The 18,129-nt window shown below is 44.0% G+C and carries 13 protein-coding genes; 11 read left to right on the top strand and 2 right to left on the bottom strand.

Annotated features, from left to right (window positions below):
- Position 1: 1 nt before the first annotated feature.
- Complete coding sequence (pbp2x, locus tag HMPREF1149_RS05585; RefSeq protein ID WP_000816043.1) at positions 2–2,257, top strand: penicillin-binding protein PBP2X; 2,256 nt, start codon at positions 2–4, stop codon at positions 2,255–2,257.
- Between the two features lies 1 nt (position 2,258).
- Positions 2,259–3,239, top strand: coding sequence for a phospho-N-acetylmuramoyl-pentapeptide-transferase (gene mraY / locus HMPREF1149_RS05580; protein WP_000625797.1), 981 nt, complete (start codon positions 2,259–2,261; stop codon positions 3,237–3,239).
- A gap of 69 nt (positions 3,240–3,308) precedes the next feature.
- Here mraY and HMPREF1149_RS11285 read toward each other — a convergent pair whose 3' ends face one another.
- Positions 3,309–8,450, bottom strand: coding sequence for an SIALI-17 repeat-containing surface protein (locus tag HMPREF1149_RS11285; protein WP_081502338.1), 5,142 nt, complete (start codon positions 8,448–8,450; stop codon positions 3,309–3,311).
- Positions 8,451–8,688: 238 nt separating this feature from the next.
- Positions 8,689–9,402, bottom strand: a complete 714-nt coding sequence (gene treR, locus HMPREF1149_RS05575; protein WP_000760668.1) for a trehalose operon repressor — start codon at positions 9,400–9,402, stop codon at positions 8,689–8,691.
- 290 nt (positions 9,403–9,692) lie between these two features.
- Between treR and treP the strand changes: the two genes are divergently transcribed.
- From treP to HMPREF1149_RS05530, 9 genes are all read left to right on the top strand, one after another.
- Complete coding sequence (gene treP, locus HMPREF1149_RS05570; RefSeq protein ID WP_000514302.1) at positions 9,693–11,660, top strand: PTS system trehalose-specific EIIBC component; 1,968 nt, start codon at positions 9,693–9,695, stop codon at positions 11,658–11,660.
- Between the two features lie 63 nt (positions 11,661–11,723).
- Entirely contained in the window at positions 11,724–13,349 is a 1,626-nt protein-coding gene (gene treC, locus HMPREF1149_RS05565; protein ID WP_000171237.1) for an alpha,alpha-phosphotrehalase, read from the top strand.
- 144 nt (positions 13,350–13,493) lie between these two features.
- A complete protein-coding gene (locus HMPREF1149_RS05560; protein ID WP_000364986.1) occupies positions 13,494–13,739 on the top strand; it encodes a YneF family protein in 246 nt (81 codons plus the stop codon).
- A 205-nt stretch (positions 13,740–13,944) separates the two neighbouring features.
- Complete coding sequence (gene racE / locus HMPREF1149_RS05555; RefSeq protein WP_000370379.1) at positions 13,945–14,739, top strand: glutamate racemase; 795 nt, start codon at positions 13,945–13,947, stop codon at positions 14,737–14,739.
- Complete coding sequence (locus HMPREF1149_RS05550; RefSeq protein WP_432654208.1) at positions 14,697–15,707, top strand: nucleoside-triphosphate diphosphatase; 1,011 nt, start codon at positions 14,697–14,699, stop codon at positions 15,705–15,707. The genes racE and HMPREF1149_RS05550 overlap by 43 nt, the downstream gene beginning before the upstream one ends.
- Positions 15,683–16,204, top strand: a complete 522-nt coding sequence (locus tag HMPREF1149_RS05545; protein WP_001118944.1) for a metallophosphoesterase — start codon at positions 15,683–15,685, stop codon at positions 16,202–16,204. Before HMPREF1149_RS05550 ends, HMPREF1149_RS05545 begins: the two co-directional genes overlap by 25 nt.
- The gene (gene cbpB / locus HMPREF1149_RS05540) at positions 16,201–16,662 is read left to right on the top strand and encodes a cyclic-di-AMP-binding protein CbpB (protein ID WP_000560692.1); all 462 of its coding nucleotides are present in this window, start codon (positions 16,201–16,203) and stop codon (positions 16,660–16,662) included. The genes HMPREF1149_RS05545 and cbpB overlap by 4 nt, the downstream gene beginning before the upstream one ends.
- Positions 16,659–17,393, top strand: coding sequence for a site-specific tyrosine recombinase XerD (xerD, locus tag HMPREF1149_RS05535; protein WP_282184583.1), 735 nt, complete (start codon positions 16,659–16,661; stop codon positions 17,391–17,393). The genes cbpB and xerD overlap by 4 nt, the downstream gene beginning before the upstream one ends.
- The gene (locus HMPREF1149_RS05530; RefSeq protein ID WP_000351888.1) at positions 17,393–18,121 is read left to right on the top strand and encodes a segregation/condensation protein A; all 729 of its coding nucleotides are present in this window, start codon (positions 17,393–17,395) and stop codon (positions 18,119–18,121) included. The genes xerD and HMPREF1149_RS05530 overlap by 1 nt, the downstream gene beginning before the upstream one ends.
- The last annotated feature ends 8 nt before the right edge of the window (positions 18,122–18,129 follow it).

Below are 18,129 nucleotides of genomic sequence, written 5' to 3'. Positions count from 1 at the left end.
AATGAAACAGTGGAAAGAAAAAATCATCCGTTATGCCGTTCGTAACCGTAAATCTCCAGAAGAAAACCGCCGAAGAGTAGGGAAAAGCCTGAGTTTATTGGCTGTCATACTCTTCGCTGTCTTTTTGGTCAACTTTGCGGTCATTATCGGAACGGGTAAAAAATTTGGGAAGGACTTGGTTCAAGAAGCAAACAAGGTCCATCAAACAACCAAGACGATTCCTGCAAAACGGGGGACCATCTACGATCGTAATGGTACGCCTATTGCAGAAGATGCGACATCTTATAATATCTATGCTGTTATTGACAAGACCTACAAGTCAGCAACAGGCAAAATTCTCTATGTAGAGGATTCTCAATTTAATAAGGTAGCTGAAATTTTCCATAAGTATCTGGATATGGAGGAGTCCTATGTCAAAGAACAACTTTCTCAGCCAGATCTGAAACAGGTATCCTTTGGTACCAAGGGAAATGGGATCACCTATGCCAATATGATGGCTATTAAAAATGACCTAAAAACTGCTGGCGTTGAGGGAGTTGACTTTACAACCAGCCCAAACCGCAGTTATCCCAATGGACAGTTTGCTTCTTCCTTTATCGGTTTAGCGCAACTCCATGAAAATGAGGATGGCACCAAGAGCTTGATTGGAACATCTGGTTTGGAGAGTTCTTTAAATAGCATTCTGGCAGGTACAGATGGGATCATCACCTATGAGAAGGATCGCCTGGGAAATATTGTTCCGGGTACAGATCAAGCTTCTCAACAAACGGTAGATGGAAAGGATGTCTACACAACCCTTTCTAGTCCCTTGCAATCCTTCATGGAAACGCAGATGGATGCCTTTCAGGAAAAGGTAAAAGGCAAGTATATGACGGCTACCTTGGTTAGCGCTAAAACAGGGGAAATCCTGGCCACGACCCAACGGCCAACCTTTAACGCAGATACCAAGGATGGCATCACAAAAGACTTTGTCTGGCGAGATATCCTCTATCAAAGTAACTACGAGCCAGGATCGACCATGAAGGTGATGATGTTGGCCTCAGCTATTGATAACAATACCTTCCCTGGTGGGGAATACTTTAACAGTAGTGAATTGAAAATAGCTGATGCGACCATTCGAGACTGGGACGTCAATGAAGGATTGACTAGTGGTGGCACCATGACCTTCTCTCAAGGATTTGCCCACTCAAGTAATATCGGGATGACCTTGCTTGAGCAAAAGATGGGAGATGCAACCTGGTTGGACTACCTTAACCGCTTTAAGTTTGGAGTACCGACCCGTTTTGGTCTGACAGATGAGTACACAGGTCAATTACCTGCTGATAACATTGTCAATATTGCCATGAGTGCATTTGGACAAGGGATCTCTGTCACCCAGACCCAGATGCTTCGTGCTTTTACAGCTATTGCCAACGATGGGGTTATGTTGGAGCCGAAATTTATCAGTGCCCTCTATGATCCAAATGACCAGTCTGTCCGTAAGTCTCAAAAGGAAATTGTCGGAAATCCTGTGTCAAAAGCAGCAGCGTCCTCTACTCGGGAGCACATGGTCATGGTCGGAACAGATCCTGTCTACGGTACCATGTACAACCACAGCATAGGAAAGCCGAATGTCAATGTTCCAGGTCAGAATGTCGCCCTGAAATCAGGGACTGCTCAGATTGCCGATGAGAAGAATGGGGGTTACCTTACAGGTGAAACCAACTATATCTTCTCTGTTGTGTCGATGCATCCTGCAGAAAACCCTGACTTTATCCTCTATGTGACGGTGCAACAGCCAGAGCATTATTCGGGTGTTCAGCTGGGAGAGTTTGCCAACCCGATCCTTGAGCGAGCTTCTGCCATGAAAGAATCCCTCAATCTTCAGTCAACTGCCAAGAGCTTGGATCAGGTCAGCAAGACGACAAGCTATGCGATGCCAGCTACCAAGGACTTTACTCCGGGTGACCTAGCAGAGGAATTGCGTCGTAACCTTGTCCAACCAATCGTTATCGGAACAGGAACCAAGATCAAGGAGCTCTCGGTTTCTGAAGGAGATAATTTGGAAGCTAATCAGCAGATCTTGATCCTATCTGATAAGGTCGAAGAAATGCCTGATATGTATGGCTGGACAGATGAAAATGTGCAAACATTTGCTAAATGGCTAAATATAGAAGTCGAGTGGGAAGGTAGTGGCAAAACGGTCAAGAAACAAAGTGTCCGTGCCAATACAGCCCTCAAAGACATTAAAAAAATGAAAATAACTTTAGGAGATTAACATGATTAGTTCCATTAGTGCTGGAGTTCTAGCCTTTCTATTGACCTTGATAGGTATTCCAGCCTTTATCCGATTTTATCGAAAAGCACAGATTACAGGACAGCAGATGCACGAGGATGTCAAGCAACACCAAGCTAAAGCTGGGACTCCAACCATGGGAGGTCTTGTCTTCCTTGTTGTTGCAGTTGTTGTGAGCTTCCTTGTTGCTCTCTTTACCCAACAATTGACCAACAACGTAGGCATGATTTTGTTTATCTTGGTTTTGTATGGTTTGGTAGGTTTTTTGGATGATTTCCTCAAAATTTTCCGTAAGATTAACGAAGGCTTGAATCCTAAGCAAAAGCTTGCTCTCCAGCTTCTTGGAGGAGTGATTTTCTACCTCTTTTATGAGCGCGGTGGCGATATGCTTTCAGTTTTTGGCTACCAAGTTCATTTGGGAATTTTCTATATTTTCTTTGCCCTTTTCTGGCTAGTTGGCTTTTCCAATGCGGTGAATCTGACTGACGGGATTGACGGCTTAGCAAGTATTTCCGTGGTGATCAGCTTATCAGCTTACGGTGTGATTGCTTATATGCAAAATCAACTGGATATTCTTCTTGTGATTCTTGCCATGATTGGTGGTTTGCTAGGTTTCTTCGTCTTTAACCACAAGCCTGCCAAGGTCTTCATGGGTGATGTGGGAAGTTTGGCTCTTGGTGGGATGCTGGCAGCTATCTCTATGGCGCTCCATCAAGAATGGACTCTTTTGTTGATTGGGATTATCTATGTCTTTGAGACAAGCTCTGTTATGATGCAGGTCACCTACTTTAAACTTAGTGGTGGGAAACGTATTTTCCGTATGACACCTGTCCATCACCATTTTGAACTTGGAGGATTCTCAGGCAAGGGCAATCCTTGGAGCGAGTGGAAGGTTGACTTTTTCTTTTGGGGAGTTGGGCTTCTAGCAAGTCTCTTGACCTTAGCCTTTTTATACCTGCTGTAAAAATAACCTTTGATTAAAAAATAAAACAGGATGAAGTTGTTCTTCATCCTGTTTTTGTGATGTTAAAAGTTAGCTGGATTCATCCTTTCTTCCTTTGAGCATAAAAGTAGCTGTAAGGGCTAGGCTGAGGCCTGCTAAGAAGAGGAGTGGGTTGGATGCTTCCCCTGTTGCTGGAAGTTGTTCTTTAGTAGAATGATTTCTAGCTTTAGCAAGGCTAGGACTAGCTGAAAGTTGTTTAGCCTCGTGTGCCAAGGTTTCTGTATCTGAAGCACTTGGTCTTTCCTCTGTGTTAGAGCTTGTTCCAGTAGCTTGATAGACGACTGCATAGGTACTGAAATGATTAGTGATGAATTCTACCTTTCCGTTTCGAACGTCGAAATCAAGGGCTTGCAACTCCTTGGTCGGAGTAATATAGTAGACCTTTTCTACGTTAGCTGAAATAGGCAAGCGAACTAAGACAGAGCCTTTTGGCTGCAAGCTATGATCGGTTGGATTTTTAAGCTGTAGGTCGTAAGCATCATAGGTCTTGCCAAAGAGTTCCTGAGCTAGGACATGTCGGCTAGAAACGTGAGAAATTCCCTCTAAGTTGCTGGCTCCACCAATGATTTCTACTCCAGTTTCCTTATCTTTCAAGACTTGAACTGGATAGTCAGGAAGGCTAAGGGTTGGAGCAGCCTGATCTCCGCTAGTTCCGATAGGTTTATTGTATTCAGGTTTTTCAACAGTAGGAGCTTCCTCTTGACCAGCCGTTCCGATAGGGATGGTGTATTCAGGTTTTTCAACAGTAGGAGCTTCTTGTTCTCCCACAGTTCCGATAGGTTCGGTGTATTCCGGAATGTCAACAGTAGGAGCTTCTTGTTCTCCGACAGTTTCGATAGGGTTGGTGTATTCCGGAATTTCAACAGTAGGTGGCTCTTCTTGTCCTGCAGTCCCGATAGGCTCGGTGTATTCCGGAATTTCAAGAGTAGGAGCTGGTTCGTCCCCCTTGCTTGTAGTTGGCTGACTCTCGTCAACCTTTTTCTCTTCTTTTTTAATAAAGACGGCTACGATAGGGCTGCTTGTGGTATTTCCTTGAATGGTATAAGCTTCAATGGCATTTCCAGCTTTGCGATTGGTTTCTTCAGGGATTGGGATTTGAACTCGATTGTCTTGGACTGATAGGATAGTCTGATCCCCACTTGTAACCAGATGCATTTCGTCCACTTTGCGCAATACTAGAGTATCTTTGACACCTGGGAAGGCTACAGCGATGGCTTCCCAATCTCCAGATGGTAGGCTTAAGGAAATTTCTTTGTCATTTTCCTTAAGAGGAGCGATACTTGGACTATCTAAACCGACAGCTGGGGCTTTGATGATATCAAAGGAGTCTAGAGAGATTTTCTTGCGACCTTCTGGTGAATCTGAATCAACACGTAATGTTAGGGTGTGCGGACCGTCAGTAAGGTTTGTAAATTCGCCAATAAAGGCTCTCTTTTCAGTTGCACCTGAAGTATAGAAATTTAGGCTTGGCATTTCTTTGCCATCTAGTGTAACACGTGCTCGTCCAAGGGCAAGGCTCTTCAAACCATAGATACGAATGCCTGTACCAGTAAAGGAAATAGTTGCCTGAGCTTCTGAAGCTGCACTAGAGTCGCTGTTGTTGATGTCAGCGTATTTTTCCGTACCTCCGTAGAGTTCAGGGTCAGACCAGTCCTTAAACTGGGAACCATACTGGATGCGCGAATCACGATCATCCAATTTTTCAATCGTATTGCCTGCTCCTGCTAGAATCTTGAAGTAGTCTAAGGAAATTTTCGAGCGTTCACTACCACGTCCTTTGTGCTCACGTTTAACACGAAGAGTCAATGTGTGAGGTCCGTCAGATAATCCTGCGAAACGACCGATGAGACTGCCTTTTTCAGTTGCCCCAGCAGTGTGGAAATCAAGTTCGCCGACCTCTTTGCCATCAATTTTAGCAGTAGCAAGACCTAGTTCAGATGATTTTAGTCCATAGATTTCGATGCCAACACCATTGAAAGGAATGGTTGCAGTGATGTCTTCGTCTGTGTAGTCTCCTTTTGAAAGATCAGCAAATTTCTCTGTTCCTCCAAATAATTCTGAATCTGCCCAGTTTCCAAAGGCAGCTCCGTACTGGATACGGCTATCTCGGTCGTCTATCAACTCGCTGTATGTTTCGACAGTGGCCTGTTCAGAAACTTGTGTGGCAAGCTCGCCCAGCATAGCCTTGACGGTGTAGGTATAGGCGAGTTGAGAATTTAGTGAGCGGTCGATAAAGTGGGTTTGATTGGTTACAAATTCTCTAGTTGCAGAGGTTTGACCAGATTCATCTTTTACTTGTCTTTGGATGACATAGTGGGTAGCGCCTTCTACTTGGTTGAAGGTGAGTTCGGCAGTGGCACCATTTTGTCGAACTGCTGTCAGACTGGTTACACGACCAGGGAAATGTTCAAAGGTAATGACGTCACCTTTTCGCGTTGCAAGCTGGATACGATTATCTTTAAGGATTGTTGCCTTGACTGGTTTGCCATTGACCTTGATCTGACTGGCTTCGATATTTGGATAGTCTACAATTAGGTCTCCACCGACATTTGACAGGAAGGACAAGCTTTGCAGGTTTTTATCTTTCCACTTCATGCTGACTTCAAAGTTTCCTCGAGTAACCAAGCCAGAAACTTGACCGTCTTTCCAGGCATCTGGAAGGGCTGGCAATGGTGCAATATAGCCAGTATGAGATTGGAGGAGCATTTCTGCCATCCCGCTAGTTGCTCCAAAGTTCCCGTCGATTTGGAATGGTGCGTGCGTATCCCAAAGGTTTTCTAGGGTTGAGTACTTGAGCTGTTCAGCGAGTAGACGATGGGCACGATTGCCGTCTAAGAGGCGAGCCCAGAGGTTGATTTTATTAGCCTTAGACCAACCAGTCCCACCATCTCCACGGTGATTGAGGGTTGCACGTGCAGCCTCTAGGTATTCAGCCTGGTCCTTGCTAAAGAGCGTACCTGGGAAGAGACCAACTAGATGGGAAACGTGGCGGTGGTTGTTTTCAATGCCTTCGTTGGTGAATTGTGGACTGTCCTCCTCATACCATTCCTTGATGCGTCCTTCTTTATTGATGTGAAGTGGTTTTAGTTTGTCAAATTTAGCCTTGACCTCTGTGACTAAGTCTTGGTCGACATTCAGATGATTGGCGACTTCCATATAGTCATGGAATAGCTGCCAGACTAGCGACTGGTCAAAGGTGTTTCCGATTGTGATGGTCCCGTGTTCTGGTGAGTAGGATGGCGAAGACACCCAACGGTCACTGGCCTGGTCATAGTGCAAGAAGGAGTTCCAGAACTTGGCGGTTTCCTTGAGCATAGGATAAATCTTTTCTTTGAGATAAGTCTCGTCCTTGGTGAATTTATAGTAGTCATAGACGTTCTGCATCATCCAGGCATTAGCAGCTGGCGACCAACCCCAATAATAATTCCAACCAGGAGTAGTCCAGCCAAATGGAGTTGCTTGAGTGTGGACCAGCCAACCATTTTCTTGTCCGTCTTTGGATTCGATACCTGCGTATTCCTTGGCAGCGATACGACCATAGTAACGCATGTCGTCAATGTAATTGATCATTGGCTTGGCTGTCTCAGCAAGGTTGCTCATATAGGCTGGCCAATAGTTCATTTGCAAATTGACATTGAGGTGGTAATCAGCGTTCCAAGGTGGATTGTCTACAGCATTCCAGACTCCTTGTAGGTTGGCAGGAAGGGCATCTGTCCGATCACGAGACGAACTGATGAGTAGATATCGGCCATATTGGAAGAAGAGTTCTTCCAGTTTTTGCCCTTTGCTAGGGTTATAGCTTTGAAGGGCCTCTTTTGTCGTTTGAGCGGTCTTGCTTCCACCTAGATTTAGTTTAACGCGGTTAAAGAGATTTTGGTAATCCTTGATATGGTCTTGCTTAAGTGTCTCGTAGTCTTTGGCCTTAGCTGCTTCTACAATCCCTTTAACCGTTTTTTCGAGGTCGATGTCTTTTCGATAGTTGGTTTTAGGATTTTGAGCAAAGTTAGTCTTGGCGCTGAGATAGAGGGTCGCATAGCTTGCGCCTGTAACGGTCAGCGTTTCGTCCTGAACCGTCACCTTTCCGTCCGTTTTAATTCCCAGATAGGATGCAAATTTGAGGCCGTTATCTTTGACAGTCCCTTTTAGAAGGATTCCGTTTGCATCTGTAGTGACATGTCCGTTCTTATAGTTGGAATATTCCCAAGAGTATTCACCATTAGCAAGCAAGTCTTCTGTCAAGCTGTTCCAAAGGGTAAAGTCAAGCTTCTTATTTCCTTTTTTGGTCAAGTGGGTCACGGTGACATCATCAGGATAGCTGGAGAAGGTTTCACGTTTGAAGGTCGTCCCATCTTGGGTGTAAGAAGTGGTCGTAGTAGCCTCTGTGATATCCAAACCACGGTGATAATCTGTTACTGTATCTAGACCCTTTTTCTGGTTATTGAAGACCATAAAAATATCACCAAAGGCTAGGTAACGTCCATACTGGGCGTTGTTTGGTCCGACTAGATTTTGTTCAGCCAGTTGTTTGGCTTTTTGGCGGTCACCATCTTCGAGAGCCTTACGAATTTCTGCTAGGACCTTGTAGCGATCCTTGTAGTTTCCACCATTATAGTCGGTGCTATCGGGCCGGGGACCTCCTGACCAGAGGGTCTTTTCGTTATACTGGATTCTCTCTTCACCGATCAGACCAAAGACCTTAGCTCCCATCTCGCCATTTCCGACTGGAAGGGCTTGTTTTTCCCACCCATCATAGGAGGGAGCTGTTGGCTGATCGTAGTTGAGTTGATAGTTTTCTTGCTTTGTCACGGGTAGCTCGGTATTTTCATTCTCCTTGTTTTCGTTTGATTCAACAATAGCCTCAGCACTAGTTTGGCTATTTGTAGCTTGTGGAGTCTCAGCAGGTTTACTTCCAGCAGGATTGCTTTCGACATCTGACTTCTCAACTAGAGCTGGTTTAGTGGTCTCAGTCGGTTCAATCTGCTCTGATCCACTATCAGGTTTAATAGTAGTCTCGACAATACTTGGGGCATTTTGTTGTACTTCAATACCATCAGCTGAGACTGTATGACTAGATAGAAAAACAGCCCCCAGCAAAACAGAAGCAGTCCCAACCGTTAGTTTGCGGATGCTATAGCGACAGGATTTCTCCCAAAATATTTTCTCCCTAGAAATTTCTATTTGTTTTGGAACCGTTTATATTTTGTAAAACAAAGCCCTATATTTTTTCTATTTAAATCCCATTCTACTGATTACCTATTATTTGTCAAGAGGTTTCTAGTGAAAAACATATTTGAGATTGCTTTTTCTTAAAATAGTAGAATAAGCAGGATAGAGTCACTCTTTTCCAATGATCAACTAGAAGATCATTTATTACCAAAAAACGGTTGAGAGTATCCCCAACTGTAAGTGTTTATTTCGGATGCCTTTTGGCAAAGTCAACAAAGTGAAATTTTTCTAATTTATGGCGACTTTCGGTGAACTGAAACTGGCGCCCGTCTTGGAGATAGACTTTTGACTTGATTGAAACGACATAAGGGTCTTTACCTATGTCCATGAGAATCTTGTCCCTATCGTTACTATGATCGATAGTGATTTCCTTTTGAGCATAATCAATAAGAAGTTTGAGGTCATCCTCTATATAAGAATAGATAGAATGCTCAGCAATTTGGCGAGTGACATTTGGGATTAGTTCCATATCCAGATAGTCCGTATCCAGAACCGATACTAGGTCATCCACCACACGCTGGCGGACCACCTTCCACACCATCCTAAACTCTGGAAAGCCGGTTATCAGTGAGGACTTTTTATCGATAATGATCTTGTCCAGACTGACGACATTAGTCTTAGAGCGAAGTCCAGGTTCCTGGACCAGTTCTTGGTAGCTGGTTAGGTTGGAGACAGGGAAATTGACCGTTTCTTCTTTGACGACTTGAGAACCTTGCCCTTTTATCTTTTTGATCAATCCTTCCTCTTGGAGTAAGGAAAGAGCCCTTCGGACAGTATCACGACTCACTTGATATTGGTTCATGAGGTCGTGCTCACTAGGAAGGAACTCTCCGATAGCGTAAGTCTCATTTTGAATGTTTTCTTGTATTTGCTTAAATAATTGTTGGTATTTCTTCATCTTGCTTCCTTATACTCTTCGAAAATCAAATTCAAACCACGTCAGCGTCGCCTTACCGTACTCAAGTACAGCTTGCGGCTAGCTTCCTAGTTTGTTCTTTGGTTTTCATTGAGTATTAAATGGGTTTTGAGTCTTATTCTATACATACTTGTATCTATTTTACCATACAAGTGTACGAAATTTTACAAAAAAATCCTCTATTTATACCAAACAAGTTGCATACAAGTTTGGTATCGTTTACAATAGAACTATCAAGTCAAGCATGCTTTGACAAGTATAAGGAGAATCAAATGGGAAAATTTGAACAAGAAGCCAAAGATCTGCTTCAAGCAATCGGAGGTAAGGAGAATGTCACTGCCGTAACCCACTGTGCGACACGGTTGCGGTTTGTTCTAGGAGATGATAAGAAGGCTAATGTTAAAGCTATCGAGTCAATTCCAGCTGTTAAAGGAACCTTTACAAATGCAGGTCAATTTCAGGTGATTATTGGGAATGACGTGCCGATTTTTTATAATGATTTTACAGCTGTTTCTGGAATTGAGGGTGTCTCCAAAGAAGCAGCCAAGTCCGCAGCTAAGAGCAATCAAAACCTGGTCCAACGTGTCATGACCACTCTAGCAGAAATCTTTACGCCGATTATTCCAGCCTTGATTGTCGGAGGACTGATCCTCGGTTTTCGTAATGTCTTGGAAGGGGTGCATTGGTCGATGTTGGATGGCAAGACCATCACAGAATCTTCTCAGTTTTGGTCAGGTGTCAATCACTTCCTTTGGTTGCCTGGTGAAGCTATCTTCCAGTTCCTACCTGTAGGGATTACTTGGTCTGTTTCTCGTAAGATGGGAACCAGCCAAATCTTGGGAATTGTGCTCGGGATCTGTTTGGTATCGCCTCAGTTGCTCAACGCCTATGCGGTTGCTTCTACTTCAACAGAAGAGATTGCAGCAAACTGGGTTTGGAATTTTGGATACTTCACTGTTAATCGTATCGGTTACCAAGCCCAAGTTATCCCAGCCTTGCTTGCAGGTTTGAGTCTATCTTATCTAGAAATCTTCTGGCGCAAGCATATCCCAGAAGTGATTTCCATGATTTTTGTACCTTTCTTGTCTTTAATTCCAGCTTTGATTTTGGCTCATACTGTCTTGGGGCCAATCGGTTGGACAATTGGTCAAGGACTTTCATCGGTTGTCTTGGCAGGATTAACTGGTCCTGTTAAATGGCTCTTTGGCGCGATATTTGGTGCCCTCTACGCTCCATTTGTCATCACTGGTTTGCACCATATGACCAATGCCATCGACACACAATTGATTGCGGATGCCGGCGGAACTGCCCTCTGGCCAATGATTGCTCTTTCCAATATTGCCCAAGGTTCTGCCGTATTTGCCTATTATTTCATGCACCGTCATGATGAGCGTGAGGCTCAAATTTCACTTCCTGCAACCATTTCAGCCTATCTCGGTGTTACAGAACCAGCCCTCTTTGGGGTCAATGTCAAATACATCTATCCATTTGTAGCTGGGATGATTGGTTCTGCTCTTGCAGGTATGCTTTCTGTGACATTTAACGTGACTGCTGCTTCTATCGGTATCGGTGGATTGCCAGGTATTCTTTCTATTCAACCACAATACATGCTTCCATTTGCAGGAACTATGTTAGTCGCTATTGTTGTACCAATGCTCATGACTTTCTTCTTCCGTAAGGCAGGTTTCTTTACAAAAACAGAGGACGATACAGCCTTGCAAGCAGAATTCGTTGCCCAAGAAGAAGCAGAATTTGTCAGTCATGAACCAGTAGAACTTACTCCAGTAGAAATTGTTAGCCCACTGACTGGTCAAGTAAAAGAACTAAGTCAAGCAACTGATCCAGTCTTTGCTTCAGGTGTCATGGGACAAGGTCTAGTCATTGAACCAAGCCAAGGTGAGTTGACTTCTCCAGTCAATGGGACAGTGACGGTTCTTTTCCCTACCAAGCATGCCATCGGTATTGTCTCTGATGAGGGAGTGGAATTACTCATCCACATCGGTATGGATACAGTAGGTCTTGATGGCAAAGGATTTGAAAGTCATGTAGCCCAAGGAGCCCACGTCACAGTTGGTCAGAGACTAATTAGCTTTGATATAGATGCTATCAAGGCTGCGGGTCTCGTAACAGAAACTCCTGTTATCATCACCAACCAAGATGCTTATACAGCGACTATTACTGGAACTTATCCGACGATAATTCAAGCTGGTCAACCGCTCATGCTTGCAACACGGATCTAATTAAAATAGCACAAATAGGGAAGGAACACAGGTTCCTCCCTTTTATCGGAAAAGGAGAAATAGATGACACTTGATAAACGAAAAGTAGTCTATCAAATCTATCCAAAATCATACAAAGACACTACTGGAAATGGCATTGGAGATTTCCGTGGGATTATCGAAAAAATCCCCTATCTAGCCAAGCTAGGTGTGGATATGGTCTGGCTCAATCCATTCTACCCAAGTCCTCAACGGGATAATGGTTATGATATTTCAGATTATATGGCTGTGGATCCCCTTTTTGGTGATATGGCTGATTTTGAAGAGATGGTGCGTGTTGGTAAAGAGTACAAGATTGACTTTATGTTAGATATGGTGCTCAATCATTGTTCGACCGAGCATGAATGGTTTCAGAAAGCCCTGGCTGGTGACAAGTATTACCAAGACTTTTTCTTCATCCAAGATCAACCGACAGACTGGATTTCTAAGTTTGGTGGCTCTGCTTGGGCACCTTTCGGGGAGACAGGGAAATATTATCTCCACCTCTTTGATGAGACTCAGGCAGATCTTAACTGGCGCAATCCCAATGTCCGCAAAGAGTTGTTCAAAGTGGTCAACTTCTGGCGGGATAAGGGTGTCAAAGGTTTCCGATTTGATGTGATCAATTTGATTGGCAAGGATGAGGTCTTAGTGGATTGCCCTGACAATGAAGGAAAGCCAGCTTACACAGACAAGCCTATTGTTCATGACTATTTGCGCATGATGAACCAAGCCACTTTTGGAACAGACGATAGCTTTATGACAGTTGGGGAAATGTCCTCTACAACCATGGAAAATTGTGTCCTCTATTCGTCACCTGACCGTCAGGAATTATCCATGACCTTCAATTTCCATCATCTCAAGGTAGATTACAAGGACGGGCAAAAGTGGACCCGAGCTCCCTTTGATTTTGAAGAATTGAAAAATCTCTACCATAGCTGGGGCAAGGAGATGAGTGATAAAAATGGCTGGAGCGCCCTCTTTTGGAACAATCACGACCAACCACGAGCCTTGAATCGTTTTGTCGATATTCAACATTTCCGCAATGAAGGGGCGACTATGCTAGCGGCAAGCATTCACCTGTCACGTGGGACACCTTATATCTATATGGGCGAGGAAATCGGAATGATTGACCCAGACTATGATTCCATGGCTGACTATGTGGATGTCGAGTCCATCAATGCTTATCAGATGCTCTTAAAAGAAGGGAAAAGTGAGCAAGAAGCCTTCCAGATTATTCAGGCCAAGTCACGAGATAATTCACGCATTCCCATGCAGTGGGATGCTTCAGAAAATGCAGGTTTCACAAGAGGAACTCCTTGGCTGAAGGCAGGGAAATCCTACCCACACATTAACGTAGAAAATGAAATCCAAGGCCCAATTTTCATCTTCTACCAAGACTTGATTCGACTTCGTAAGGAAATGCCGATCATTTCAGAAGGAAGCTACAAACCAGCCTTTGAAGACAGTAAGCAAGTCTATGCCTTTGAACGTCAGTATGAGGATGAAACATTACTGGTCCTCAATAACTTTTATGCCACAGAAGTGGAAATCGACTTGCCAGTGGTCTACCAGAAAGGACAGATTCTGATTTCAAACTATGAAGATGTAGAAGTATCAGAAAAAATTCTTCTGAAACCTTATCAAACACTGGCTATTTATGTAAAATAAACGCAGCAAGGAGCTCTCTTTCATCGAAATGAGGAGCTCCTTTTTTGTCGCCTATTGCCCTTCTTGAAAGCGTAAAACAAACTAGTCAGGAAAGTCACTTTATGGTATAATATAGAAGACTCAAAAAGAAACAGGAGAAAAAGAATGGACTTACTTTTAGCAATTGTCTTGATTGTGCTAGCTTTTCTAGGAGGAGCTCTTGGAGGGATGTACTTGGTTCGTAAGCAAATCGAAAAAGAATTTGCGGACAACCCACGTTTGAACGCTGAGGCAGTTCGTGCTCTCTTGAGCGCAAATGGTCAAAAACCAAGCGAAGCCAAGGTACAACAAGTTTACCACCAAATTATCCGCCAACAAAAAGCAGCCCTTGCTAACAATAAAAAGAAATAAATAGGAAAAGTCTGGGATGAAAGTTCCAGACTTCTCACTATGTTCAATAGCTCTCAAGGATAAGACTTTTTCCTTGCATTCTATTGATATTTGATTATGATTAAGAGAGAGGCAGTTGACATTCTATCAAGCTGTCTATCCGTTCATTTAGGACGAGTAATTATGATGAACTATCAATCAGAAAAAAGACTAGAAAGAAGACTGTATGGATAATCGACCAATTGGTTTTTTGGATTCGGGTGTCGGTGGCTTAACCGTTGTTCGTGAGCTCATGCGCCAGCTTCCCCATGAAGAAATCGTCTATATTGGAGATTCGGCACGGGCGCCCTATGGTCCCCGTCCTGCTGAGCAAATCCGTGAATATACTTGGCAGTTGGTCAACTTTCTCTTGACCAAGGATGTCAAAATGATTGTCATTGCTTGTAACACTGCGACTGCGGTCGTCTGGGAAGAAATCAAGGCCCAACTAGATATTCCTGTCCTAGGTGTGATTTTGCCAGGAGCTTCGGCAGCCATCAAGTCCAGTCAAGGTGGGAAAATCGGAGTGATTGGAACCCCCATGACGGTCCAATCAGACATCTACCGTCAAAAAATCCATGATCTGGATCCGGATTTACAGGTGGAGAGTTTGGCCTGTCCCAAGTTTGCTCCCTTGGTGGAGTCTGGTGCCCTGTCAACCAGTGTAACAAAGAAAGTGGTCTATGAAACCCTGCGCCCCTTGGTTGGAAAGGTGGATAGCCTGATTTTGGGTTGTACCCATTACCCACTCCTTCGCCCTATCATCCAAAATGTCATGGGGCCTAAGGTTCAGCTCATCGATAGTGGGGCAGAGTGTGTACGGGACATCTCGGTTTTGCTGAACTATTTTGAAATCAATCGTAGCCGAGATGCGGGACCTCTTCAACATCGTTTTTACACAACAGCCAATAGCCAAAGTTTTGCCCAGATTGGAGCAGAATGGCTGGAAAAAGAGATTCATGTGGAGCATGTAACTTTATGACAAATAAAATTTATGAATACAAGGATGACCAGAACTGGTATGTCGGTGTATGGGATGTCTATGGAGGCATCTATAGCCTTATCAAAGATCCTCTCGAGCTTGATTTTATGGATTTAGCGCGGATTTTTCGTGACGAGGAAAACGGCTTTCCGATTACGATAACGGTGATGCGCTGGTCTTCTAACTTTCGTCTGCTCTCCTTTATCGTTGAGATTTTAAATGCAGAAGCAGGTCGCAATCTAGAAGTCATCCAACGTCAGGGGGCTCTGCTCTTGGTTGAAAATGGAAAGCTTTTGCATGTCGAATTGCCTAAAGAAGGAGTCAATGTAGAAGACTTCTTTGAGACTAACAAGGTCAGAGAAACTTTATTGATTGCGACTCGTAACGAAGGCAAGACCAAGGAATTCCGAGCTATCTTTGACAAGTTAGGTTACGACGTGGAAAATCTCAATGACTATCCAGATCTGCCTGAAGTAGCTGAAACAGGCATGACCTTTGAAGAAAATGCTCGACTTAAAGCAGAAACTATTTCCCAATTAACAGGAAAGATGGTTTTGGCAGATGATTCAGGTCTCAAAGTCGATGTCCTTGGTGGCTTGCCAGGTGTTTGGTCAGCCCGTTTTGCAGGAGTGGGAGCGACTGATCGTGAAAACAACGCCAAACTCTTGCACGAATTGGCCATGGTCTTTGAACTCAAGGACCGCTCAGCTCAATTCCATACAACCCTAGTCGTAGCTAGTCCAAACAAGGAAAGCTTGGTTGTTGAAGCTGACTGGCCAGGACACATTAACTTTGAACCCAAGGGTGAAAATGGCTTTGGTTATGATCCCCTCTTCCTTGTAGGAGAGACAGGCAAATCCTCAGCTGAATTAACCCTGGAAGAAAAAAATAGCCAATCCCACCGTGCCTTAGCTGTTAAGAAACTTTTGGAGGTATTTCCATCATGGCAAAGCAAACCATCATTGTAATGAGTGACTCTCATGGAGATAGCTTGATTGTGGAAGAAATTCGTGACCGCTATCTAGGTAAAGTTGATGCCATTTTTCACGATGGTGACTCTGAACTCCGTCCAGACTCTCCGCTTTGGGAGGGCATCCATGTCGTCAAAGGCAACATGGACTTTTATGCTGGTTATCCAGAACGGTTGGTGACTCAACTTGGTCCCACCAAGATCATCCAGACGCATGGACACTTGTTTGACATCAATTTCAACTTTCAAAAGTTGGACTACTGGGCTCAGGAAGAAGAAGCCGATATCTGTCTCTATGGTCACTTGCATGTGCCAAATGCTTGGATGGAAGGCAAAACACTCTTTTTAAATCCAGGCTCCATCAGCCAACCACGAGGAACCATCAGAGAATGCCTCTATGCCCGTGTGGAGATTGATGACAGCTATTTCAAAGTGGACTTTTTGACACGTGATCATGAGGTTTATCCAGGCTTGTCCAAGGAGTTTGCTCGATGATTGCCAAGGAATTTGAAGCATTTTTACTGGAGCAGGAAGAGACTTTTCTTACCCCTGCTGACAATCTAGCAGCCTTGATTGATACCCATAACGCTGACCATGCGATTTTGGTGTTGAGCCAAATCACCTATACCCGTATCCCTGTTGTGACCTTTGACAAACGCTTTGTCGGAACCATTGGTCTGAGAGACATTTTGGCTTATCAAATGGAGCAAGGTTTGACGGATGAGCAGATGGCAACGACAGACATCGTCAATATGACTAAGACAGATGTGGCAGTCGTCGCTCCAGACTATAACATCACTGAAGTCCTCCATAAACTGGTGGATGAACCCTTCTTGCCAGTCGTAGATGATGAAGGAATTTTCCAAGGAATCATCACGCGCAAATCTATCCTCAAGGCCGTCAATGCTCTCTTACATGACTTTAGTAAGGAATATGAGATTCGATGCAAATGAGAGATAGGATTTCAGACTTTTTAGAGGGAAAGCAGGGCTTGTCTGCCAATTCAAAGCAGTCCTATAAGTATGATTTGGAGCAATTTTTAGACATGGTAGGTGAGCGGATCTCTGAAACTAGTCTCAAGATTTACCAAGCCCAGCTAGCCAATCTAAAAATCAGCGCCCAGAAGAGAAAACTTTCGGCCTGTAACCAATTTCTCTACTTTCTCTATCGAAAAGGAGAAGTGGACAGCTTTTACCGTCTGGAATTAGCCAAACAAGCTGAAAAGAAGACTGAAAAACCAGAGATTCTAAATTTAGACTCTTTTTGGCAGGAAAGTAATTATCCAGAAGGACGCTTGCTGGCGCTTCTTATCTTGGAAATAGGGCTCTTGCCAAGTGAGATTTTAGCCCTTAAGGTTGCAGATATCAATCTGGATTTTCAGGTGTTGCGAATTAACAAGGCTTCCCAACAGAGGATTGTCACCATACCCACGACCTTGATTCCAGAGCTAGAACCCTTGATGGGGCAGACCTATCTCTTTGAAAGGGGAGGGAAAGCCTATTCTCGTCAATGGGCTTTTCGTCAGCTGGAGTCCTTTGTCAAGGAGAAAGGTTTCCCAACCTTATCCGCTCAAGCCTTGCGGGAACAGTTCATTCTAAGACAGATAGAAAACAAGGTCGATTTGTACGAAATTGCAAAAAAACTAGGATTAAAAACAGTCCTGACCTTAGAAAAATATAGATAATGGATATTAAATTAAAAGATTTTGAAGGGCCCCTGGACCTGCTCTTGCACTTAGTCTCAAAGTATCAGATGGATATCTACGATGTGCCTATTACAGAAGTTATCGAACAGTATCTAGCCTATGTCTCAACTCTGCAGGCCATGCGTCTGGAAGTAACGGGCGAGTATATGGTTATGGCCAGTCAGCTCATGCTGATCAAGAGCCGCAAGCTCTTGCCAAAGGTAGCAGAAGTGACAGACTTAGAGGATGACCTGGAGCAGGACCTTCTCTCCCAAATCGAAGAATACCGCAAGTTCAAGCTCTTGGGTGAGCACTTGGAGGCTAAGCACCAAGATCGGGCCCAGTACTATTCCAAAGCGCCAACAGAGTTGATTTACGAGGATGCGGAGCTTGTGCATGACAAGACGACCATTGACCTCTTTTTGGCTTTTTCAAATATCCTAGCCAAGAAAAAAGAGGAGTTCGCACAGAATCACACGACCATCTTGCGAGATGAGTATAAGATTGAGGACATGATGGTCATCGTAAAAGAGTCCTTGACTGGACGAGACCAGTTGCGCTTGCAGGATTTGTTCAAGGAAGCCCAGAATGTTCAAGAGGTTATTACCCTCTTTTTGGCAACCCTAGAGTTAATCAAAACTCAGGAACTGATCCTCGTGCAAGAGGAGAGTTTCGGAGATATCTATCTCATGGAAAAGAAGGAAGAAAGTCAAGAGGCACAAAGCTAGACTTGATA

Source organism: Streptococcus sp. BS35b (assembly GCF_000286475.1).
GTDB classification, from domain to species: domain Bacteria; phylum Bacillota; class Bacilli; order Lactobacillales; family Streptococcaceae; genus Streptococcus; species Streptococcus oralis_W.
The sequence above is the reverse complement of the archived record's forward strand: the minus strand, read 5'-3'. Positions and strand labels throughout refer to the sequence as shown.